Origin of the sequence: Nonomuraea sp. K271 (assembly GCF_009908215.1) — a bacterium.
Taxonomy (GTDB): Bacteria; Actinomycetota; Actinomycetes; order Streptosporangiales; family Streptosporangiaceae; genus Nonomuraea; species Nonomuraea longispora.
The window spans coordinates 64057-81528 of sequence record NZ_JAAAHR010000015.1 but is presented as its reverse complement, the minus strand read 5'-3'; the positions used below and the strand labels follow the sequence as shown (position 1 = coordinate 81528).

The 17472-nt window shown below is 71.0% G+C and carries 20 protein-coding genes and 2 pseudogenes; 6 read left to right on the top strand and 16 right to left on the bottom strand.

Annotation, left to right across the window (positions count from 1 at the left end; translation table 11 throughout):
* The first annotated feature begins 34 nt into the window (after window positions 1-34).
* Together GUY59_RS07840 and GUY59_RS07835 are read left to right on the top strand one after the other, a co-directional pair.
* On the top strand, window positions 35-718 hold the full coding sequence (locus GUY59_RS07840; RefSeq protein WP_132332289.1) for a response regulator transcription factor: 684 nt from the start codon (window positions 35-37) through the stop codon (window positions 716-718).
* Between the two features lie 5 nt (window positions 719-723).
* Window positions 724-2187, top strand: coding sequence for a sensor histidine kinase (locus tag GUY59_RS07835; protein WP_138199700.1), 1464 nt, complete (start codon window positions 724-726; stop codon window positions 2185-2187).
* A gap of 32 nt (window positions 2188-2219) precedes the next feature.
* Here GUY59_RS07835 and GUY59_RS07830 read toward each other — a convergent pair whose 3' ends face one another.
* The 12 genes and pseudogenes from GUY59_RS07830 to GUY59_RS07780 all read right to left on the bottom strand — a co-directional run bounded on the left by GUY59_RS07830 (window position 2220) and on the right by GUY59_RS07780 (window position 11360).
* Window positions 2220-3194: a TAXI family TRAP transporter solute-binding subunit gene (locus tag GUY59_RS07830; protein ID WP_138199701.1), complete on the bottom strand. Its 975-nt coding sequence runs from the start codon at window positions 3192-3194 to the stop codon at window positions 2220-2222.
* Between the two features lie 17 nt (window positions 3195-3211).
* Window positions 3212-3427, bottom strand: a complete 216-nt coding sequence (locus tag GUY59_RS07825; protein WP_236666935.1) for a hypothetical protein — start codon at window positions 3425-3427, stop codon at window positions 3212-3214.
* A 655-nt stretch (window positions 3428-4082) separates the two neighbouring features.
* A pseudogene (locus tag GUY59_RS48400) lies at window positions 4083-4423 on the bottom strand (IS1096 element passenger TnpR family protein).
* A 160-nt stretch (window positions 4424-4583) separates the two neighbouring features.
* Window positions 4584-4940, bottom strand: a pseudogene (locus GUY59_RS51295) (recombinase family protein); the annotation flags it as partial.
* A 36-nt stretch (window positions 4941-4976) separates the two neighbouring features.
* A complete protein-coding gene (locus tag GUY59_RS07810) occupies window positions 4977-5588 on the bottom strand; it encodes a TetR/AcrR family transcriptional regulator (protein ID WP_138199702.1) in 612 nt (203 codons plus the stop codon).
* A gap of 46 nt (window positions 5589-5634) precedes the next feature.
* Window positions 5635-6651 (bottom strand): NAD-dependent epimerase/dehydratase family protein, encoded by a 1017-nt coding sequence (locus tag GUY59_RS07805; protein WP_138199703.1) that lies wholly within the window; start codon window positions 6649-6651, stop codon window positions 5635-5637.
* A 10-nt stretch (window positions 6652-6661) separates the two neighbouring features.
* Entirely contained in the window at window positions 6662-7807 is a 1146-nt protein-coding gene (locus GUY59_RS07800) for an FAD-dependent oxidoreductase (RefSeq protein WP_138199704.1), read from the bottom strand.
* A 375-nt stretch (window positions 7808-8182) separates the two neighbouring features.
* Window positions 8183-8458, bottom strand: coding sequence for a hypothetical protein (locus tag GUY59_RS07795; protein WP_138199705.1), 276 nt, complete (start codon window positions 8456-8458; stop codon window positions 8183-8185).
* A 399-nt stretch (window positions 8459-8857) separates the two neighbouring features.
* Window positions 8858-9190, bottom strand: a complete 333-nt coding sequence (locus GUY59_RS48395) for a sugar nucleotide-binding protein (protein WP_252374845.1) — start codon at window positions 9188-9190, stop codon at window positions 8858-8860.
* A gap of 35 nt (window positions 9191-9225) precedes the next feature.
* The gene (locus GUY59_RS48390) at window positions 9226-9426 is read right to left on the bottom strand and encodes a hypothetical protein (RefSeq protein WP_236666933.1); all 201 of its coding nucleotides are present in this window, start codon (window positions 9424-9426) and stop codon (window positions 9226-9228) included.
* A gap of 30 nt (window positions 9427-9456) precedes the next feature.
* Window positions 9457-10410, bottom strand: coding sequence for a DUF3500 domain-containing protein (locus GUY59_RS07785; RefSeq protein ID WP_138199706.1), 954 nt, complete (start codon window positions 10408-10410; stop codon window positions 9457-9459).
* 80 nt (window positions 10411-10490) lie between these two features.
* Window positions 10491-11360 (bottom strand): alpha/beta fold hydrolase, encoded by an 870-nt coding sequence (locus tag GUY59_RS07780; RefSeq protein ID WP_138199707.1) that lies wholly within the window; start codon window positions 11358-11360, stop codon window positions 10491-10493.
* Between the two features lie 79 nt (window positions 11361-11439).
* On the opposite strand from GUY59_RS07780, the gene GUY59_RS07775 reads away from it, so the two are divergent.
* Complete coding sequence (locus GUY59_RS07775) at window positions 11440-12309, top strand: AraC family transcriptional regulator (RefSeq protein ID WP_138199708.1); 870 nt, start codon at window positions 11440-11442, stop codon at window positions 12307-12309.
* 86 nt (window positions 12310-12395) lie between these two features.
* Window positions 12396-12707: a hypothetical protein gene (locus GUY59_RS07770; RefSeq protein ID WP_138199709.1), complete on the top strand. Its 312-nt coding sequence runs from the start codon at window positions 12396-12398 to the stop codon at window positions 12705-12707.
* Window positions 12708-12717: 10 nt separating this feature from the next.
* Here the strand turns inward: GUY59_RS07770 and GUY59_RS07765 are convergent, their stop codons facing one another.
* Entirely contained in the window at window positions 12718-13083 is a 366-nt protein-coding gene (locus GUY59_RS07765) for a hypothetical protein (protein WP_138199710.1), read from the bottom strand.
* 31 nt (window positions 13084-13114) lie between these two features.
* The gene (locus tag GUY59_RS07760) at window positions 13115-13627 is read right to left on the bottom strand and encodes an Lrp/AsnC family transcriptional regulator (protein WP_132332303.1); all 513 of its coding nucleotides are present in this window, start codon (window positions 13625-13627) and stop codon (window positions 13115-13117) included.
* Window positions 13628-13733: 106 nt separating this feature from the next.
* On the opposite strand from GUY59_RS07760, the gene GUY59_RS07755 reads away from it, so the two are divergent.
* Window positions 13734-14912 carry an MFS transporter gene (locus tag GUY59_RS07755; protein ID WP_138199711.1) on the top strand — a complete coding sequence of 393 codons (1179 nt, stop codon included), beginning with the start codon at window positions 13734-13736 and terminating at the stop codon, window positions 14910-14912.
* Between the two features lie 21 nt (window positions 14913-14933).
* Here GUY59_RS07755 and GUY59_RS07750 read toward each other — a convergent pair whose 3' ends face one another.
* Both GUY59_RS07750 and GUY59_RS07745 read right to left on the bottom strand, forming a co-directional pair.
* Window positions 14934-15254, bottom strand: a complete 321-nt coding sequence (locus GUY59_RS07750; RefSeq protein WP_138199712.1) for a hypothetical protein — start codon at window positions 15252-15254, stop codon at window positions 14934-14936.
* 31 nt (window positions 15255-15285) lie between these two features.
* Complete coding sequence (locus tag GUY59_RS07745) at window positions 15286-16485, bottom strand: DUF6782 family putative metallopeptidase (RefSeq protein ID WP_161714447.1); 1200 nt, start codon at window positions 16483-16485, stop codon at window positions 15286-15288.
* Window positions 16486-16657: 172 nt separating this feature from the next.
* On the opposite strand from GUY59_RS07745, the gene GUY59_RS07740 reads away from it, so the two are divergent.
* Complete coding sequence (locus GUY59_RS07740) at window positions 16658-17467, top strand: S1C family serine protease (protein WP_138199714.1); 810 nt, start codon at window positions 16658-16660, stop codon at window positions 17465-17467.
* Window positions 17468-17472 lie beyond the last annotated feature (5 nt).

Sequence of the window (17472 nt, the reverse complement as noted above, 5' to 3'; positions counted from 1 at the left end):
AACGCCGGCGTTCGACCGGGCCGTACAATCCGGTATGCGGATCACCATCATCGAGGATGACGACCGCGTCGCGCGGGGTCTGGTGACCGTCCTGGCTCAGGCCGGGTTCGAGGTCCACCGCATCGCCACCGCCGCCGAGGCCGTGCGCGCCGCCCCGACCGATGTGGTCCTCGTCGACCTGGGCCTGCCCGACGGCGACGGGCTCGACGTGATCCGCAAGCTGCGCGACCGCCCCGAGACCGCCGTCATCGCCGTGACGGCGCGTTCGGAGGAACACGAGCGCGTACGCGGCCTGCGCGCCGGCGCCGACGACTACATCGTCAAGCCGTTCGGCATCCCCGAACTCCTCGCCAGGATCGACGCCGTCCTGCGGCGCACCCGCGTGGCCCGCGCGCTCAGCCACCCGGACGAACCCGTCGTCCTCGGCCCGCTGCGGATAAGCGTCGGCACCCGCGAGGTCACCGTCGACGGCACACCCGTGACGCTGACCCGCAAGGAGTTCGAGCTGCTCCTGCTGCTGGCCAGACGCGCGCCCAACGTGGTCAGCCGCGACGTCATCCTCGACCAGATCTGGGGCGCGACCTGGGAGTCCTCCAGCCGCACCCTCGACACCCACATCGCGGCGTTACGGCACAAGCTCGGGCCGGCCGAGATCATCCGTACGATCCACGGGGTCGGCTACCGGCTCCTGGCCGACCGGCCGGAGCCGACCGGCTGACCGTCATGCACCGTCGCCTGCTCGTCGTCCTGGTGCCTCTCGCGGTGCTGCTCGTCACCGCGCTCGGGGTGCCGCTCAGCGTCACCGTGGCCGAGCGGGAGATCCAGGAGACGTACGTCGACCGGCTCAACGACGTCGGCCGGTTCTCGTCACTGGCCGAGACCGCCCTGTCCACCGGCAGGACCGAGGCGCTCCAGCAGGAGCTGACCCGCTACCACGAGCTGTACGGCATCCCCGTCGCCGTGATCGACACGTCCGGCACGGTGCTGCTCGGGCCCGCCGGCGCGTACCAGGAGGCGGCGCGCGACGAACCGGCGCTGCCCCGCATCGTCACCGCGGCGCTGGCCGGGGCCCGGCCGGAACCCTCAGGGGAATGGGCGCCGTGGGACGACTCCGCGCTCGTCGTCGCCGAACCCGTGGGCCGCGACAGCGAGGTCGTCGGCGCCGTCGTCACGATCTCCGACCTGTCGAAGACCCGCTCCCGCATCCTCACCCGCTGGGCCAGGCTCGCCGGGCTCGGGCTGCTGCCGCTGATCGCGCTGATGGCCGTCGCCTGGCCGGTGTCGGCCTGGGTGCTGCGCCCGGTGCGGGAACTGGACGCGGCCAGCTCCCGCATCTCCCAGGGCGACCTCACCATCCGAGCGGACGCCGAGGCGGGCCCGGCCGAGCTGCGGCGGCTCGCGGAGTCATTCAACACCATGATGGACGCCGTCGAGAACGCCGTGCAGCGGCAGCGGGCGTTCGTGTCCGACGCCTCGCACCAGCTGCGCAACCCGCTGACCAGCCTCCGGCTCGCCGTCGAGAGCCTGGAACCGCACCTCGGCGGCGACGGCGGCGGGCGGCAGGTGTACGGCGTCGCCGTCGACGAGCTGAAAGCCATGCAGCGCATGCTGAACGCGCTGCAGGCCAGCGCGCGGATGGAGAGCATACGGACGGCGTCGCCGGTGGACCTCGACGCCGTGCTGGCGACCCGGGTGGAGCGGTGGCGGGCACTGACGGAGACGGCGGGACAGACGCTGACGGTCGACGTGCCGCCGGGACTGCGGCTGCTGGAGCCGTCGGGCGGGCTGGGCAGCATCCTGGACGAGCTGATCAGCAACGCGCTGCGGCTGTCGGACGCCCGGGTGGTGGAGGTGACCGCCCGGATCGATCCAGCGAACGCCGGTGACGGCTCCGGGGCCGGAGGGGTGGTCACGATCATCGTCCGTGACGACGGGCAGGGGATCGACCCGTCGGAGCGGGCCCAGGCGCTGCGGCGGTTCTGGCGCTCGCCCCGGCACCAGAACGTGCCAGGAACCGGCCTCGGGCTGGCGATCTGCGCCGACCTGGTGGGCGCGGCCGGGGGCGAGCTGCGGCTGGAGGACGGGCTGCCGCGCCCGGACGGGCCGGGGCACGGGTTCGCCGCGGTGGTCGCGTTGCCCGCCGTGCCCCGGGTGCCGTCGTCATCCGAGGCCCCGGCCCCCGCCTGAGCCGAGGACCCCGTCCCGATCCGCCTACGGGGTCAGCGTTTGCGTTCGCGGAACCAGGCGGCCGCGCCCGGATGGAGCGGGATCGACGCGGTGGAGATCCCGGTCCGTACGTTGATCTGCCACGCCTCGGGCACGGCGTCGGGAACGGCTCCGGCGGCGCCCGGCGCGGCGGGGGGCAGCGTGCCGGTGTGCGTGAAGATCGTGTCGGTGATGGCGTGGACCAGGTCGCCGGGCAGGTCGTTGCGGGCGAGGAGCACGTTGGGCACGGCGACGGCGCGGGTGGCGGGCACCCCGGTGTACGCGGTCGCGGGGATCGTGGCCGGGGTGTAGGGACCCGGGAATCTCGTGAACAGCGCGGGCGCCTGCTCGTCCAGGTGGATCAGCCGGATCGCGTGCCGCCGGGCCAGCTCCGTGATGGCGGGTGTCGGGACACCGGTGAGGGAGAACATCGCGTCGATCTCGCCGTCGCGCAGCGCCGCCGCCGACGCGGCCTGGCTGAGGTAGCGGCCGTCGGCGTCCACCGGCCCGAGCTCCAGCACCCGCAGTGACGTGAACTCGGTGCCTGAATCGCGCGCGCCGAGCGAGACGCGCTTGCCCTTCAGGTCACTGAACTCGTCGATCGGCGAACCGGCCATGACCACAAGATGCAGGTGGCTCTCGTACAGTCTGCATATCGCCGACAGGCCCTCGGGCGCGCTGCCGTCGGGGCTGATCAGTGCGTCCAGGCTGGTCAGCCCGAGCTGCACCTCCCCGGCCCGCAACATGCGGATGTTGTCGGTGGACGCCCCGCTCGGCACGGTGCGCACCGTGGCGCCCGGCACCTGCTCGGAGATGTGGCCGGCCAGCACGCCGCCGATGCGCCGGTAGACCGCCCCGGCCGGCCCGGTGGCCAGGCGCAGGTCGACCTTGCCGATCTGGGGCTGCTCGGCGCACCCGGCGAGCAGCCCACCGGCGGCGAGGAGCACCGCCCGCCGGCTGGGCCGCGGCTCCTGGTTCGGCAGCGTCATGCCGCGATGATAAGAAGTCACGACGCCTTCTCCCACACCGAGACGTGGTTGCGGCTGTCGCTGGTGAACGGCTTGCGCTTCCAGCCCGCCCATCGCTCGCGCAGGGTCATGCCGGCCAGCCGTGCCATCAGGTCGAGTTCGGCCGGCCACACGTAGCGATGCGGCGTCGAACGGGTCTCGAGCCGGCCGTCCACCGCCCAGTAATGGTGGGAGACGGCGATCTGCGTCGCCACGTCGTACTCCTCGCATGTGGCGGATATCACATTCTGCTGCCTCCAGAGAACCGTTTGCCTGCTAGCGACAGCGAACGTGTGTTCACTACAAGGTTCGCCGTTATCTATCCGTGGCATTGTCGGATTGGCAGAAAAAGACTCGATGGGTAGGTTGCTCGGCGCTGCCAGAGTCAGTCAGTCACAAATTCCCGGCTGGCGGATTGGGCGGCACAAGCGAAAGGCTGCCCCGGCCGTCGCAAGCAGAAGCCGAGCCAGTCGTCGCTACCGCGAGCCCTCGTCAGGCGCGTCCGCCCGCTGGGGCTCGCTTGCGTCGTGCACATCCCGGCACGTCGGCGGCGTGTTCGCCGGCGCGCTGCCGGGCGGTCCATTCCTGGCGGTCCTGTCGGCGGCGGGCCACGGCCATGGCCTGGGCGAGCATCGCGCGGTCGGCGGCGACCTGCTCAGCGTCGTCGCGCGGGCCGGGCTCGTCGGGGGCCGGGGACGGCGCTGGCGCTGGGCAGGTTGGGCTGATCTCCTGCAACTGGTGACGCAGCTGGGCGATCGCTGCCGAGGTGTGCTCGGGGTCGGCCAGGTGTTGCAGCGTGTCGGCGTGGCCGTCGTCGGCCAGGCCCGCGTGAAACCGTGTACATGCACGACGGGGAGCGAGCGCGGTCCCCTACCGCCAGGGACCGTCCGTCCCGAGCTGGTCGTTGACCTCCTGGCGGTCCCAGGCCGCGCCGTCCCAGCGGCTGGTGCCCAGCACGTCGCGCGCCTGGCGGTACTTCCAGCCCTTCTTGTGCCGCAGCGTGCGCAGCAGGTCGGCGAACCCCTCGGGGCCGCCGCTGTCTTCGGGGGGCAGGCGCGGCCGCCCGCGCTGCAGCGCGGGTAGAGCCCCTTCGGGGCCGGCCGGTGGATCTTCTCCACCACCAGGTCGTGGTCCCAGCAGTCGCCAAAGTCGTAGCGGTAGGCCAGCCACTGGCCCGGCTCGGGCAGCAGGCCAGCCAGGGTCAGTCGCACATGCTGACCCGCAGGACCTTGCCACGGGCCAGGTCGTGCTGCAGCACGGTCCTCGATGAGCGGCCCATCGAGGTGCCCTCGTGGAAGGCCGCCCGCACGTCCTCGCGCCGGTCTCCGTCCAGCGCGGGCGGCCGGCTGCGGTAGCGGCCTTCGCCTCGGAGGCGGTGATCCCCTCGACGGTGAGCTCGTTCTGGATGTCACGCTGGAACTGGCCGACTGTGGTGATCACGTTGATGATGACGGCGGTGGTGGCGTCGTTGGCGGCGAGGTCGTGGAAGTTCGACAGCGGTCCGGACAGGACGCGCCAGGCGTCGCCGCGGGCTTGGCACCAGTTGCGGACGGCGTGGATGTCGAGCAGGTCGCGGCAGAGCCGGAACAGCTCCGAGACCGTCAGGGGGTCGCCGGAGTGCGCCTTGGCGGCGATCTTGCCGAACGCGGGCCGGTCGAGTGTAAGTTCCGGCGGTAAATGGACGGGAACTCGGGAGCTATTTGGCCGGACATGATCTCTTGATGGCACGAGTAGGGCCCAGGGGCCGTGGCCTCAGCGTGGTTGTCACGCACCCGCGGGCCGGGTGAGGCCGGAGGAGATGATGTCGATGAGCAGGGCGAGGATCTTCGCGTACAGGTCGGGGCTGGCCAGCCGGTCTCGATGGAGAGGCAGCATGAGGACGGCCTGCAGCACACCGATGATCACGGCCGGGTCGTCGGTGACAAGGTCGTCGGTGTGCTCGGTCAGGAAGGACATTAGAGCGGTGACCGGGTTGTCCGGTGCGGCGGTCACGCGCTCCGGGTCCAGCTTCCTGACCACGGCGTCCATCTCCTCGGGATGCGTCACGAGCCTGCTGTACAAGAGGTTGTCGCGCAGCTCGGCGATGGTGGCGTGCAGGAAGGCCCGAAGCCCGGCGCGGGTGTCGGACTCCTTCAACAGCGCCTGGTCGATGACCCTGCCTTTGACCTCGGCCATCTGGGCGAGCATCAGGTCCAGGTAGAGCGCCTCCTTGGAGTCGAAGAAGACGTAGAAGGTGCTCTTGGCGATCCCGGTGCCGGCGACCAGGTCCTCCAGGGAGGTCTTGCGCAGGCCCTGGGTGGTGAACAGCCGCTCGCCGTTGTCCAGCAGGAGCTTGGTGATATGGGCCTTTTCCGCGGCGGAGAAAGCGGGAGGCATGAGCCGAACCCTCCAATGTCTTTGTGAACGTATTGATCGAATGTTTTCACGTGTGGTCGCGTGCGCGAACCAGGTCCAGGACGCGGCGCTCCTGGTCCGGGTCGAACCACTGGGCTGGGGACGGGGCGTCCGGGCGCGGAGCAGGATCCCCCTCGCGCTGCAGCCACGCCCAGGTGTCGGCCATGGTCTCGCGCAGCGGCCGGAGGGTGAGCCCGGCTGCCAGCGCGGCGGAGACGTCGGCGTCGTGGAGGCCGGTGGGATGGGAGTCACCCGGATAGCGCAGCCCGAACTCCATGCCGAGCAGGAAGTTCTCCTGCTCGAGCACCTCTGCGGGAGCCCACACCAGCTCGGCGTTGGAGCCGGTCACCTCCAGCGCTGTCTCCAGCAGCGCGCCGATCGTGGTGTGACCGGGCGGCCCGGCGAGGTTGAACGCCCCGCCGATCCCGCGCTCGGCTGCCGTCAGCATCCAGGACGCCATGTCGATGGCGTCGATGTACTGCACGGCCGCGTCGGCCGGTCCCGGGGCCAGGACCGGTCCGCCGTGCTGCAGGCGCCGTAGCCACCAGGGAATCCGGCCGACGTCCTCATACGGGCCGAGGATCATGCCCGCCCTGGCCAGCAGGGCGCGCTCGCCGAAGGACTCGATCACGGCCAGTTCGCCGCCGCGCTTGGCCGCGGCGTAGTCGGCGTTGTCGCGGCTGCCGGGGTCGCCGGCGACCAGCGGTGCGCTCTCATCCGCGCCGGTCGGCCAGGGCCAGGCGTAGACGCCGCGGCTGGAAACGTAGCCGTAGTGCCCGGCCCGGTCGGCCAGCAGCCGGGCCGTGTCGCGGACCACGTTGGGCGCCCAGGCCCAGGTGTCGATCACGGCGTCCCATGTCTGGTCGCTCAGCGCCAGCCGTACCGCATCGGGGTCGGTGCGGTCGGCGACCAGGGCTTCCACGCCCGGAGCGGGCGCGCGGGACAGGCCGCGGTTGAGGGTGGAGACGGTGTCGCCGCGCCGCAGCGCGGTCTCCACCAGGGCGCGGCCGACATGGTGGGTGCCACCTATGACCAGTACTCGCATGTCGATCTCCTTAACCTTCCAACTGGAATTTGCGCTCGACCATCCGGCGGATCGGGCCCCACGACGACAGCCGCAGCGGGAGCTGGGTGAGCTCCAGGAGGAGCGGGTTGGGGGGTGCGTAGACGCCCTTGACCCGGCGGCCGAGTTTCTGCTTCTTCTCCGCTTCCGGCCGCAGGTGCGCCTCCCACTCCGCCAGCGCTGCCGGGACGTCGCCGCCGTGGCGCTCCAGGGTCGCCCCGAGGAGGTCGGCGCCGCCGACGGCCAGCGAGGAGCCGTAGCCGGCGAACAGCGTGACGCACCACGCGGCGTCGCCGAGCAGCACCACCCGGCCGCGGCTCCACCGGTCGACCACCATCTGGCTGATGGAGTCGAAGTAGACCGAGTCCGCGGTCTCCAGGCCCTCCAGGGCCTGCGGGACCAGCCAGCCCATGTCGTTGTAGATGGCGCGCACCTCCTCCAGGGAAGGCTTCCCCTGGCTGGGGTCGGTCCGGTAGCCGAAGAAGACGGCCGTGCGGTCGTCGCCGACGCTGATCACCGCGAACGTGCGGCCACCCGCGCTGATGGAACCCGTGGTTCCCACGGGAAGTTCGGCCGGCCGCTCCTCCATCATGTAGACGGCAACCCGGTGCTTCATGTCGAGCCGGTAGTTCTCCTCCGGGCCGAAGACCAGGGCACGTGTCGCCGAGTGCAGCCCATCGGCGCCGATCAGCAGGTCGGCGTGCTCCACCGTGCCGTCGCTGAGGGTGACGTGCACGGCGTCGGCGTCCTGTTCGATGGCGGTGATAGTGGTGCCGAAGCGGATCGTGGTGGCGTCCTTGACCGCCTCGTACAGCGCCGATTCGATGTCGCCGCGCAGGATGTTGAACGCCTTCTTGCCCATGGCGGCGGTGATGGTCTGGCCGCTGAGCGCGAACCGGCGCTCGCCCTTGGTCTTGCGGTAGACCAGCTCACGGGTCACGAAGGAGCGCCGCTTCAGCTCGGGCAGAATGCCCATCCGCTCGGCACCGTCGTAGCCGATGCCCCCGAAGGTGACGGCGTAACCGCCACGGCGACGCTCAGGCGCCCGCTCGACCAGCAAGGTCTCCCAGCCTGCCTGACGCAGCCGCAGCGCGGCGGCCAGGCCCGCGATTCCCGCTCCGATGATGACGGCGCGCATGTCCACGTTCTCCCTTTTCCGAGTTGCGTGTGACTATAAAACCAAACTGAAGATACATTTTCAATGTGATCGACTGCCGTCCTGGCCGCACGCCGCGAGGGGCATCGGCTTCGGCGCCGGCGGTGGGTTTCCCGTCTCAGTCCGGCAAGGGTGGACTCCAAAGCGACACCGTCAGCGCCCCGGTGAACAGCGTCAAGGTGAGGTCCTCGTCCCAGTCTCCTGGCGCCTGTCCGCTGGGCTCTTGGGGGTCATCCTGACGGTTCGCACTGATGGTGATCAGGCGACGGCCGGTATCGGTCAGATAGCGCAGACGATCTGCACCGGGCTCTCCTCGGGAAGGGCTGGAGCCCGTTTTCCTGTCGGGAAATCCTGTCGTCAATTCGTGTGCGGAACCGGCCATCCGACGTCACGGTTCGTCGCTCGATGTCCGGTTTTCGAGAGGGGTTGCGGGGTCCAACCAGAGGGTGTCGTTGAATCTTCTGATTCCGACACTTCGAGAAGGCGACACAGCGCGATCAAGCTCATGGTCCCCTCGGCATCGGGATCCGGATCCTCGGGCGCGGCGCTGTCGAGATCGATGGCACGGGCGACACGTTCACCTGTGGTCAGATCGCAGGTGAACACGGTGCGGTCGCCGTGGTCGCCGACCACCGCCGGATGCGGCTGTTGCCGGGGTAGAGGCCCGTTGTGGCCGGGCGGTTGGCCGGCCACAACCATCGCTGCGGCTGGCGTGCTGCGATAGCTGTGGGTTTGCCCTGGGACTACAGGACTGATCGCTAAGTAAGTCAGCGGTCCTCAAGCAGAGGGGCGCGCGGATGCTCCGTCGTTCTTCGCCGCGGCGTAGAGCGAGAGCTGTGCCAGGTAGCGGTTGCTAACGCCATCCCACCAAGGGGGTTTTGCAATGCTTCGACCAGGTGCAGGCGCTCATCACGGACCCTGGTCAGTTCAGGGTGTTGCGCGTCCGCAATCCGGGCAAGGCCGGCTGCGATATCGGTAGGACGTGGGTGCGTTGCCGCTATCTGGACGCAGCGCGCGGTCACCGGTGTCATGTCACCTCAGGAACTCCCGCGCGCCGCGCAGCCTGGTACGGAGCCGACGCCGCGTCATGCCGCACTCCAGGCGCACGTCCGCCGGACCGGGCACGCCGGCGTCGGCGCGCCGGCCCGGAGGCAGCAGGCCGGGGTCGAGCCCGTCGCGCCGGGCGATGAGCAGCCCCAGCTCGTAACGGGTCACCGCGTCGGCACCGGCGACGTGGTGGATGCCGTGATGGCCGGAGACGGCCAGTTCGAGCAGCGCCGCGGCCAGGTCGGCGACGTGCACGGGGCATCGTACGTCGTCGGTGAACAGCGTTCCCGTCGTCCTGCCGGTGGCGAGCGCGTGCACCAGAGCCTCGTGCGGGGAGTCGCCGGCACCGATGATCAGAGACGTCCTGACCGGAACGCGGCGATCACGGCGTCGACGTCCTCCCTCCGGCGTACGTCGAGCGGTGACCACGCGACGCCCTCGGCCGGGCCCGGCCGGGAGAGGTAGGTGGCGTTCACCTCGTACCCGGCCGAGACGCACTGCCGGGCGACCTCCCGGCCGAGGTGGCCGCTGCCGCCGACGATGAGGAATCTCATGGCGCTTCCACGGCTCCGCGGGGAAGCGGGTCAGTGGTGTTCGGCGTAGTGGCGCGCGAGCAGGTCCTCGCCCCAGTCGTGACGCAGGTCGCGCCACACGGAGTGGATGTGGTTGGCGTCGTCCTGGGTGTTGTCGTACTCCAGCAGGAACGTGGGCCCGGCGACGCAGTAGTAGTGGCCCTGCCCGCGCTGGTCGGATCCCATCCAGGCGAACGTCACCTTGTCGAGGCCGGCGTCGAGCGCCTCGCGCCAGCACGTCTCGCCGTACCAGCCGGGGGCGCGTTCGAAATAGCGGCGGACGAGCCGTTCCAGCAGGTCCTTCGACGGCTTGGTCATGTCGGCGTACGACAGCCCGCGGGGGATGCCGTCGAGGTCGGCCACGGGATCGCTGCGGGTGAGCACGTCGTCGGGAGCCACCTCGCCGGTGATCGCGATCGATCGCTGGTGCGGCGTGAGGTCGGCGAGCAGCGCCCGGCCCAGGTCCTCCTCCTCCGCGAGCAGCCGCAGTCCCCGCTGCGGCCCGGACAGCACCATGGCGGGTTCGGCGCCCAGGAAGCTCGGCGTGACGGAGATCGAGTCGCCGACGACCGTGATGTGCACGGCGAGGTGGTGACCGTTGACCCGCCACGTCCACGGGTCGGCGCCTTGCGGGTCGCCGAAGACCCGGAACCAGTAGCGGTCGCCGTCGATCTCTTCGACGCCGGTCGCCAGGCGGCGCCGGATGCGCTCAAGCTCGATCACGCCTCTCGCCGTGCGCGCACCGGTCACGCCGCAGCCGGCGTCGAGCAGGGCGAGCGCCAGGTCCTGCTGCGCGGAGGTCATCTCCGCCAGCGGCAGCCCCGGACGAGGGCCCGGCAGATAGGACCACTGGGTGCGTTGGGGCGAGTCGAACGCCGCCGTCGCCGCGGCTCTGCGCTCGGTGTCGAGCGAGCCGAGGAAACGGAGCACCGCCTGCCGCATCGTCTGGACGTCGTGGACACTCATGGGAGGTTCCTTAACGGGAGGAGGGAGCCGTGAAGGTCAGAACACGGTCTCTGACGCCACGAACCGCAACATCATGCAATCTAAACGACATCGTCCGTTCGGTGCGGCCGCGTGGCGTGTTCCGCGGTGAAGGCCAGGAGAGGGGCGGCGGTGCGCGACGGGTCCTCCAAAATGGGCGTGTGGCCGAGACCGGGCAACAGCTCGACCTTCGCGCCGGGAACGACGCGGTAGTCGGCGGCGGATGAGGATCGCCATCTGCGGTCGTCCTCGCCGAAGATCACCAGCAGCGGCCTGCCGAGCGTCCTCAGCCGGTCCGGGAGCGTGCGCTCCTTCAGATACTCGGTGGTGGCCTGCATCGTCGTGGTGAGCGTGTGGAACGTCATGCTGCGGACCTCGTCCAGCAGCGCGTCCGGGATCTCGAAGCCCGCGCGGCTGAAGGCGGGGGCCGCGAACCGGCGGATCTGCTCGTCGGCCGGCGGCCACTGCGCCGGCGTGATCGCGGGGGAGGGCGGTGCGACGAAGGCGTCCAGGCTGGGCCCGGTGTTGATGAGCACGAGCGCGGACACCAGGCCGGGCCGCTGCTCGGCGAGGGCGGTGGCGACCGCGCCGCCGCTGGAATGGCCGGCGACCACGGCGTGCTCCACGCCGAGCCGGTCCAGCACCACGCCGACCCTGCGGGCCTGCTCCGGGGTCGTGTAGCCGCGGTCGGCCGGCTTGGCCGACCGGCCGTGCCCGAGCAGGTCGACCCTGATGACACGATGGGAGCCGGTCAGCAGCGGCACCAGCGCGTCCCACGAGCGGGCCGAGGACATGGATCCGTGGACGAGCAGAAGCGCGGGGGCGTCGCGGCGGCCGTCCTGGCACACATAGATGTCGCCGTCGTCCAGGGACAACGTCGTGCTCTCAGTGGCATCGGGGTTCACGCGCGGTGCGCCGTCGGGAATCGTCATGAGGCCCACTGTCGCAACCCGTACGCGTGGGTGGCTTGAACGAATGTTCCCCCTCAGGCGGCTCGCCTAGCATGAAACGGTGCGGACGTTCGTGCACGGCGAGGCGGTGTGGGAGGTCGCGTGCCCGACGCGCCCCAGCCGGGTTCGCGGGGCCACCATGGCCGGGTTCCGAGTCCGTGACCTGGGCGCCCTCCGGATGGTTCCGCACCCGGCCGTGACGCTGATCCTGGAGTTCGGCGATGGGTCGCCCGTCGTCGACCACGCCCCGGGCCGGCGGCAGCGGGGCAGCATCGTCGCCGGGCCGGGGCTCGGGTCCGCGGGAGCGGTCTGGGCACGGGGCGAGAAGGTCGAATGTGTGCAGGTGCGCCTGTCCCCGGTGATCGCGCGGGCGGTGCTCGGCGTCTCACCGGCCGAGCTCGACGGCGCCGTGGCGCCCATCGCCGACCTGTGGGGCCGTGAGGCGTCACGGATCCGCGAGCGACTGGCCGAGGCCTCGTCGTGGCAGGAGCGTTTCGCCCTGGTCGACGCGCTGATCGCCCGTCGGCGCGCGGCGGGACCGCCCGTGGACGGGGAGGTGGCCTGGGCCTGGAGACGCATCGTCGGCGGCCGCGGCGTCGTCAGGATCGACGCGCTCGCGGGGGAGATCGGCTGGAGCCGCAAGCGCCTGTGGTCCCGGTTCCGCGCGCAGCTCGGCCTGCCGCCCAAACGCGCCGCGAAGCTGGTGCGCTTCGACCACGCCGCCCACCGCCTCGTCGCGGGTGAGGGCGCCGCCCTCGTCGCGGCCGACGCCGGTTACGCCGACCAGTCCCACCTGCACCGCGACGTCATGGCGTTCACCGGGGCGACCCCCGCGACCGTGGCCGGCGAGCCGTTCCTCGCGGTCGATCCCATCGCATGGGCCGCGCACGTCGCAGAGGTGCTCGGGTCCGGTCGCCGGCCATCGCCGTGATCGAAGTCGGCGCCCGAGATCGAACCTTCTGGTCGCCGGCGGGGTCACACCTGATGGCCATAAGTCCGCCTATTCGGAGGATGTTCATGGACATCATCATCGCGATGGTCTCGGTGAGTACCGTCCTCGCCGGAGGCATCACCTACGCGGTCACCCGCCGTGACCTGCGGGGCGGCGCGAGGGCGGCGGTCGCACTGGCCTGCGCCGTCCTCGTCGGCGGCGCCTGCCTGTTCGTGCCCTGGCTCCCGCTGTTCGCCTTCCTGGGGACCGTGGTGGTCCATCTGGTCGTGCGGCGCCTGCTCACGGCCAAGCTCGCGCTCGCCGCCTCGGGGGTCGTGCTCGTCGGCGGGTGCTCCTTCTGCGTACTCCTCATGATGATGGCGCTGGAGACGATGTGACGCGCGGCCTTCACCTCTGACGCAGCCACCGCAGAGCCGCGTCGGCGCAGTCGTCGGGGCGGGTGTTGAAGGCGATGGCCGCGCCGGGCGCGTGCCGCCTGACCTGGTTGATCACCGTCTCGAAGAACCCGAGCAGCGGCTCGTGTGTACGGATGCCGCCCCCGATCACCACGCAGGCGTAGTCGTCGCGGGTCAGGGCCTCCACGATCGCCGCCTCGGCGTGCTCGTCGAGCGCCACCAGGCAGTAGTCGGCCTCGATGCCGAGGTCGTCGAAACGGGCCCGGCCGCGGGCCAGCGCAGCCTGGACCGGCTCCGGGTCATAACCCTCGATCCTGGCGGGATCGAGGCCGATCACGAGCACTCGTTCCACGGTCACGTCTCCTTTCTGCCGTACGCCGAGCGGGTGTTCACGCGCGACCGCCCGGGTGACGGCGCGTCCAGCCCTGCGAGGCGGTCACCGGACGGTCACGCGAGGGCTGAGGCTCGACGAGGCGGCCTTCGTACGGTGTCGAGAGCACGACGTGGGAGTTCATCTCGCCGTGCTCGCCCAGCCGTTCGAGCAGTCCTTCCAGGTGCGGCATCGAGGCGACCCGCACCTTGAGCATCGTGCACCAGCTGCCGCTCAGCTTGTGCACCTCGGTGACCTCGGGCAGGTCCTCGGCGGCCGTGGTCTTGAGCAGGCAGCGGCCGTGCGCGCAGCGCATCTGGACGAAGGCCGTCAGCGGCTGCCCGGCGCTCGCCGGGTCGACGCGCGCCTGGTAGCCCGTGATCACCCCCGACTCCTCCAGCCGCCGTACGCGTTCGGCCACGGCGGGCGCGGAGAGGTTGACGCGCTGGGCGAGCCGGTTGAAGGAGAGCCGCCCGTCGCGCTGGAGCTCGCCGATGATGTGCCAGTCCGTCTGATCCAGCGGTCTTTCCATGTGCCAAGCTTCGCATGTCGGATGGTTTGTGACCCAGAGGCGCACAGCGCTGAATGCCGTTGTTCGCCCATTCAACGGCGCATGCGGCGTTCCTATCGTGAAGACCATGATTGTGGAGGTGTCAGCGGGCCGGGCGACCCGCACAAGACGGCCGATGGCGGCGCTGTGCTCGGGCACCGCGCTGATGAACGCGGCGATGGCGGTCGCGAGCGTGGCGGGCACGCTGGTCGCGGGGGACCGGCTCGGGACGGGCTGGGCGGGCGTGCCGGCCACGCTGGGTATCGTCGGGACCGGCGCGGGCGCGCTCGTGCTGACCCGGCTGACGAACCGCGCGGGCCGGCGCGCGGCCCTGGTCACCGGCTACGTCATGGCGGCGGCCGGAGCCGGCCTGGCGGTCGCCGGGGTCGCGGCGGGCGACATGATCGGCCTGACCGCCGGGATGGTGCTGCTCGGGCTCGGCAACGCGGGGGCGCAACTGTCACGGTACGCCGCCGCCGAGCTGCATCCGGTGCATCGCCGGGGGTTCGCCATCGGGGTCGTGGTGTGGTCGGCCGCCCTCGGAGCCGTCGGCGGCCCGCTGCTGCTCGACGCGTCCGGCGGCGCGGCCACGGGGATGGGGCTACCGTCGGCGTCGGGCCCTTTCCTGCTGGCCTGGCTCGCCTGCGCCATGGCGGCGCTGGCCTCCGTAGCGGCGCCCGCGCGGGCGAGCTCCGCCGCCGCGCCGCGCATGTCCTTACGGCGGCTCGCCCGCACGCCGGCCGCGCGGTCCGCGCTGGTCGTCATGGTGGCGGCGCAGGTCGTGATGGTCGCGGTGATGACGGCCGCGCCGCTGGAGATGCACCTGCACGGCGACGGGATGGGCGCGGTCGGGCTGACGCTGTCCGCGCACACGCTGGGCATGTTCGCGCTGTCCCCGGTGACGGGCCGCCTGTTCGACCGCTTCGGCGCCCGGCCGGTGATGCTCGCCGGGCTGCTCCTGCTGGTCGTCTCGGCGGGATCCGCCGCCTTCCCGCCGGTACGGCCCGTGGCCCTGTTCCTGCTGGGCTACGCCTGGAACCTGTGTTTCGTCGCCGGCAGCGGCCATCTGGCCAGGGACCTGCCGGAGGTCGAACGGCCGCACGTCGAGGGAGCCGTCGACGCCGCCGTCTGGACCGTCGCGGCGGGCGCCGGCCTCCTGTCCACCGTGATCATGTCCGCCGGAGGGTACGGCGCCCTCACCGCTACGGCCTGCGCCGTCGCCGTCCTGGCCACGTTCGCGCAGGCACGCTTGCGAGGAAGCCGCTGAATCCGGCGGGCCCGGACGCGCTCAGACGTCCTCGATGATCGCCTTGTTGGCCTGCTCGGCCCGCCTGTGGTTGTCGGAGTGCTCGATGATGCCGTCGGCCACCCGGCCCAGGTGCTCGACGATCGACGTGTACGCCTGCGGCATCATCCGCAGCAGGTCCGCGTACTCGGCGTCGAACTCGGCACTGGGCTCCATGACGTCGCTCACCGGGTGCCTGCCTGCGCCGGCGAACGTCTGCCCGGCGAGGTCGTCGAGGCGTCCGGCCACCTCCTGGACCACGTCGCCGGCGGCTCGAAGGCTGGTGTGGTCGACTTCCTGATCGTCGTTACGTGCACGAGCCATCCGCGGATCCTAGTCGGTGCGCGAGCACAACTCACCAATCCGGTGTGGCAGCGTCAGCCACAGGCCGGAGATAGCGACGCTTCCACTGCTGCTCGAACTGCTCCTCATAGCCGGCGGACCGCGCCCACTCGCGCAGCGCCTCGCGACCGGCCTCGTCCCCGACGCGCCGCTCCGCTTCGGCGGACAGAGGGGGCAGGTGCTGCTGCTGCCGTTGGTCGTTCTCCCGGCCGACCGCGTCCTTGTACGCGAACCCGTAGTCGCTGCTCCAGTCCTCCGGCTCTCCGCGGGCGGCCGCCAGCTGCATCCGCATCTCGTGCGCCTTGACCTCCCCGTCGACCTCCTCCTCGATGGCCGCCTTCACGTACTCGTCCCGATCCATCCCGATCGGGTACGGATCGCCGTCAGTACGGGCATGGTTCACCTCGTGGACAAACACCTCGGCAAGTTGCTCGGGCGTCCGGCCCGCGTAGTCCAGGGCGATCACATTCAGGGCGTCCGTGTAGCCCCCGAGAGCGCCTTCGAGGCTGTCCCCCTGGTAGACCACGGTGATGCCGTGGTCCTTGGCGTAGGCGAGCGCTGCCCTGCCCGCGGGAGTCTCACGAAGCACCTCCTCGGTCAGACGCTGTGCCTCCTCGTTCGAGCGCAACGTCCCGAGTCCCCGCAGGTTCGTGGCCGAGACGAACACCGGAGCCGCGAACACGGGCGCCGCCGCATAAGCGAGCATTCTGGCTCGGTGAAGCGTGTCACGGACGACCAGCGCCGTCTGCTGCCGGAACTTCGTTCTCATCTGTGTCAGCGTGCGACGCGCTCCCATGACTCGGGTGTACCGGATCACCGTGCTCGCCGGGCCCGCCGCGAGAGAGGCGAGCAGTGAGGCGGCCAGGATCGCCACGACGTAGGTGACGTACGCCTTCCACACCACCCGGAGGATCACGATTGCCATCGTCCCCAGGCCGGTCAGCAACGCGCCTTTGCTGCCCGCCTCCAGCCGGCGTCCAGGGCCGTGCTCGTCCTCCCAGGAGGCCTGGAACGCCGTGACGTCGCCGCCCTTGTTGGCGGTCCAGGCGCGCCGCGCGGCCGACTCGACCTCGCCCGAGGACTTGTGCAGCTCGAGGCCGAGATCGACCCACGAACGGGCGACCTTCATGCGTTCCTCTTCGTCCGGCAGGCCGAGGGGTGCCACATCCTTCACGAGGTCGTGCACGCTGGCCAGATGCGGGGGGAGTTCCACTGTTAAGTCCTGAACGACGGGATTGCGGTGGGATCGGACAGCGTATCCCGAACCGGTGTCGCGGTGCACGACTGTCGCGGCTGTCCAGGAGGCCCAGCGGGCGGGGCGGTTCTCATGGAGTTCTTAGACGGACTTTGTGGCACTTTTGACTGAAATTTATGACTATGGGGCGATGGAGCGCGTGCCGCAGGAGGCCGGTGCGGCCGAGGCTCAGCAAGCTCACGGAGCCGTGGCCGGAAAGGCCCGGCGGATGGTCATCGGGGGCGGCGTCCTGGTCGTCGTGGCGGTGCTGGCGTACTGGCTGGGGGGCGGCGGTGGCAGCGGCGAGGCAGCCGCGCCCAGGCCGAGCCCGACGCCGACGCCCAGCGCCACGCTCGCCGTGCCCGACGTCTTCAAGCGGGTCGGGCCGTCCGTGGTGGTCATCCAGGCGGGGAAGTCGCTCGGAACCGGGGTGATCGCCGCCGACGACGGGACGATCCTGACGGCGCACCACGTCATCAAGGGCACCAAGGAGGTCGACCTCACCTTCTCCGACGGCACCAGGGCGAAGGCCGCGGTCGCCTCCTCGAACCCCGCACGCGACGTCGCGACCCTCAAACCCGCCAAGCTGCCGGAGATCGTCGTCCCCGCGACGCTCGGCGGGGCCGTGGCCGTGGGCGCGCCCGTCGTCGCGATCGGCAATCCGCTCGGCCTGACGTACAGCGTCTCCACCGGCGTCGTGTCGGGCCTGAACCGCAGCGCCGAACGGAGCAAGGAAGAAGGCGACCTGCGCGGGCTCATCCAGTTCGACGCGTCGGTCAACCCGGGCAGCTCCGGCGGTCCGCTCCTCGACGCCCGCGGCCTGGTCGTCGGGATCGTCGTCTCCATCGCCGACCCGGGAGGCGACGAGGCGTTCGCCGGCATCGCGTTCGCGGTGCCCATCGGCGTGGCCCTGGGCGGCACGGAAGGCGACGGGCCGCCCGGCGACGGGCCCGAGATCTGATCGAA